Source organism: Pseudoxanthomonas sp. LjRoot204_2 (genome assembly GCF_056175765.1).
On the sequence record NZ_JBGFFG010000302.1, the window covers coordinates 1 to 4,184 of the forward strand.

Consider the following 4,184-nt stretch of genomic DNA (forward strand, 5'->3'; position numbering starts at 1 on the left):
GGTCTCGCCCTCGGGGGTGGTGCATTCGTACATCGGCTTGGGCGGGCTGAGGTAGACCACGCGGGGCGCCGGCGCCGCAGGGGCGACGAGTGGCGGAGGGGGCGTGGCGGCGCTGGCCGGCACGTGCGGCGGATCCTGGGGCCGCTGCATGGCACGGACTTCCTGTTTCTCGCCCTTCAGACAGGGTGAATCGCGCAGCGCGACGTTGCCGTTGGGGGCAACACAGCGGTAGATCGTCACCGGGGGCAGTGGGGCCGGCTGCGCGTGAGGGACCGACGGCAACGCCGTCAGCAAGGCGATCAGCAGGCGTGGAGTCGGGCGGCGCACGGGCCCATGGTGCGCGCCGCAGCGTTCGATGGAAAGGCGATGGTGCGGCCCGTATGGCCGTCAGTCACGCAGCGACTGCCCGGTGAGGGCATCGCGGATGACGGTGGGCCGGTCCAGGCCCCCCGTGAGGCCGGGCACGAGCGCATCGACCCGCGCCAGCAGGGCGGGATCGAGCGCGGCCGCCTCGCTCACCGCGGGCTTGCCGCTCAGGTTGGCGCTGGTGGAGACGAGGGCGCCGCCGTACGCCTCGCACAGGCCCACCACGACCGGATGCGCGCTGACGCGCACCGCGATGCCCCGGTGCGCACCGGTGATCCAGCGCGGCGCCTGTGCGGACGCCGGCATCACCCAGGTATGCGGGCCGGGCCAACTGGACAGTACGTCGGTGAGGCGTGCGGTGGGCACGGCGGCGATGTCGATCAACGGCTTGAGCTGTTCCAGCGTGGCGGCGATCAGGATCAGGCCCTTGTCGACCGGGCGCTGCTTGATCGCCAGCAGCCGGTGCACCGCGCCCTCGTCGAACGGATCGCAGCCGAGACCCCACACGGCCTCGGTGGGGTAGGCGATCACGCCTCCACTGCGGATGACGTCGGCGGCTTCCTCGATGGTCCGTTCGGTGGGCATGGCGTCGGTATCGTTGCGGGGCGTCAGAAGGGCGCGTCGTCTCCGGCGGCGACCTTGGCCGCAGCCTTCTTCACCGTCTTCTTGGCGGCTGTCTTCTTCGTGGCCGTCTTCTTGGCCGTCTTTTTCGCCGCTTTCTTCACCGCCTTCTTGGCGGGTGCCTTCTTGGCGGCGTCGGCCTTGGGCGCGGCAGCCTTCTTCACAACGGCTTTCTTCGTCGCCGCCTTCTTGCCGAAGCCCTTGCGCACCGGCTTGCCGGTTTCTTCCAGCAGCTTCGTCACTTCGTCGAAGGTGAGCGACGCCGGCTCGCGATCCTTGGGAATCTTGCCGTTGAGCTTGCCGTCGCTGATGTACGGGCCGAAGCGGCCGTTCAGCACCTGGATGTCACTGCCGTCGAATTCCTTGATGATGCGGTTGCGCGCGATCTCTTCCTTCTCTTCGATCAGGAACACCGCGCGCGCCAGGTCGATCGTGTACGGGTCGTCTTCCTTCTTCAGCGAGGCATACACGCTGCCGCGCTTGGCGAAGGGACCGAAGCGGYCGATGCCCACGCTGACCTCTTCATCCTTGTCCTGCCCCAGCTTGCGCGGCAGCTTGAACAGCTCCAGCGCGTCTTCCAGCGTAATGGTGTGCATCGACTGACCGGGGCGCAGCGAGGCGAACTCCAGCTTCTCGTCGGTGTCCTTGTCGCCGATCTGCGCATACGGACCATAACGGCCCAGGCGCACGCTGACCGGCTTGCCGGACTTGGGATCGTTGCCGAGTTCGCGCGCGCCGGTGGCTTCGCTGCGGTCGACCGTTTCCGCCTTTTCGTCCACCAGTTCCTTGAACGGGCCCCAGAACTTTTCCATCAGCGGCACCCACTCTTCCTCGCCGCGGGAGACGGCATCGAGCTCGTCCTCCAGCTTGGCGGTGAAGTCGTAGTCCACGTACTGGGTGAAGTGGCCGGACAGGAACTTGCTGACCGCGCGGCCCACATCGCTGGGCTTGAACGCGCGGCCTTCCATTTCCACGTATTTGCGGAAGATCAGCGTCTGGATGATCGACGCGTAGGTCGACGGACGGCCGATGCCGTATTCCTCGAGCGCCTTGACCAGCGCCGCTTCGGTGAAGCGCGGCGGCGGCTGGGTGAAATGCTGGTCGGCGTGGATGCGGTCCAGCGGCACGGTGTCGCCGGGCTTCATCGGCGGCAGCTTGCGCCCTTCGTCGTCGTCCTCGGCGTTCTTCTGGTCCTTGCCTTCCTCATACACGGCGAGGAAGCCGGGATCGACCACGGTGGTGCCGCTGGCACGGAAGCTGTGCTGGCTGCCCGCGGCGAGGTCGACGCTGACGGTGTTGAGCGTGGCCGGCACCATCTGGCAGGCGACGGCGCGCTTCCAGATCAGGTCGTACAGCTTGCGCTCGTCGTCGCTCAGGTACTTGGCTACCTGCGCCGGCGTGCGCAGCGCGCTGGTCGGGCGGACGGCTTCGTGCGCTTCCTGCGCGTTCTTGGACTTGGTGACGTAGACGTTGGGCTTGTCCGGCAGCGCCTGCGTGCCGTAGTCGCGCGCGATGACGTCGCGGATCTCGGCCAGCGCATCCTGTGACAGGCTCACCGAGTCGGTACGCATGTAGCTGATCAGGCCAACCGTGCCTTCATCGCCGATGGCCACGCCTTCGTACAGCTTCTGTGCCACCTGCATCGTCTTGCGGGTCGTGAAGCCGAGCTTGCGCGAGGCTTCCTGCTGCAGCGTGGAGGTGGTGAACGGCGGCGCCGGGCGGCGCTTGCGTTCCTTGCTGGTCACGTCGGTGACGTGCAGCGCGCCTTGTGCGGCCTGCTGGATGCGCAGGCGGGCGGCTTCGGCGGTGTCGCCGTCGGTGACGGTGAACTGTTCGAACTTCTGGCCGTCCAGCCTGGTGAGCTTGGCGGTGAACGCCTGGCGCGGATGCGCGCACTCGGCCTCGATGCTCCAGTACTCGCGGGCGATGAAGGCTTCGATCTCCTCCTCGCGCTCGACGATCATGCGCAAGGCCGGCGACTGCACGCGGCCGGCGGACAGGCCGCGCTGGACCTTGCGCCACAGCACCGGCGAGAGGTTGAAGCCGACCAGGTAGTCCAGGGCGCGCCGCGCCTGCTGCGCGTYGACCAGGTCGCCTGCGATCTGCCGCGGCTGGCCCATGGCTTCCTTGATGGCGCGAGGGGTGATCTCGGTGAACACCACCCGGTGCAGCGGCTTGTCCTTCAGCAGGCCGCGCTCTTTCAGGATCTCGGCGATGTGCCAGCTGATCGCCTCGCCTTCGCGGTCCGGGTCCGTGGCCAGGAAGATGTCGTCGGCACCCTTGGCGGCCTTGGCGATGGCATCGACGTGCTTCTCGTTCTTCTCGATCAGGTCGTAGCGCATGGCGAACCCGTTGGCCGGGTCCACCGCACCTTCTTTCGGCACCAGGTCACGGACATGGCCGTAGGACGCCAGGACGGTGAAGTCCTTGCCGAGGTATTTGTTGATCGTCTTGGCCTTGGCGGGCGACTCGACGATGAGCAGGTGCTTGGGCATGTCAGGGATTCAGGGGAGTTCGGGTGGGCCGTCCGGGGCCGGCTAGGGTGCCCCGGATGCGGGCGCCAGAGAAGCGGACGCCCGGAGCGGGGGCCCCGGGCGTTCAGTTTCCTATTTATAGTGGTGTCACGGCCGGGGCCGGGCTGTCAAGCCGTATCCGCCCGCCGGACGTCCCCGGGAGCTCAGCGCCAGTTGCCGTTGCCCATCGAGGCGATGGCCGCGAAGGCGACGATCATGAGGATCAGCGCGCCCACCACCAGCAGTCCGCCGATGATCAGGACCACCATCGCCACCGTGCCCAGTTCCTCGCGCTGGCGCTCGGGTTGGGCCGTGAACGCCCACTTGTCGACGACCAGGGTGTCGCAGATGAGGTCGTGCAGTGCCTGCTTGCGGCCGGTGAAGGCGGCCATCAGGAACCCGATGCCGAGGATGATCATGGACAGGAACGTGGCCCAATAGCGGCCGAATCCGCGCAGGAAGCTGATCTTCTCGCCACTGGTACGCACGACCTTGATGCCGATGGCGAGCTTGCCCGGCGTGGCCATCAGCCCGGCCGCGGAATGGAACCAGCCGTACGTCAACGCCATGAGCAGGTACGAAATGCCCGATTCGCCGACGTTGAAGGTGGAAGCGGCCCCGAAGGAGCTCGAGAAAGCGTTGCCCATGCCCAGCAGCCCGGCGACGATCGCGGCAACGATGCCG

At 67.4% G+C, this 4,184-nt stretch carries 3 protein-coding genes and 1 pseudogene; all 4 read right to left on the minus strand.

Translation table 11 applies throughout. From position 1 onward, the window contains the following. Positions 1-327 (minus strand): annotated as a pseudogene (locus AC04L7_RS13485) (hypothetical protein); the annotation flags it as partial. Positions 328-387: 60 nt separating this feature from the next. Beyond that, complete coding sequence (tsaC, locus tag AC04L7_RS13490) at positions 388-951, minus strand: L-threonylcarbamoyladenylate synthase type 1 TsaC (protein ID WP_296279154.1); 564 nt, start codon at positions 949-951, stop codon at positions 388-390. 23 nt (positions 952-974) lie between these two features. Further along, the gene (locus AC04L7_RS13495; protein ID WP_475513192.1) at positions 975-3,482 is read right to left on the minus strand and encodes a DNA topoisomerase I; all 2,508 of its coding nucleotides are present in this window, start codon (positions 3,480-3,482) and stop codon (positions 975-977) included. A 182-nt stretch (positions 3,483-3,664) separates the two neighbouring features. Then, positions 3,665-4,184 (minus strand): RDD family protein (locus tag AC04L7_RS13500; protein WP_475513193.1); only part of this gene is annotated, 520 nt, incomplete at its 5' end.

Coding starts and splice junctions, on each gene's coding strand:
- tsaC (WP_296279154.1), bottom strand. CDS start 951: ATGCCCACCGAACGGACCATCGAGGAAGCCGCCGACGTCATCCGCAGT.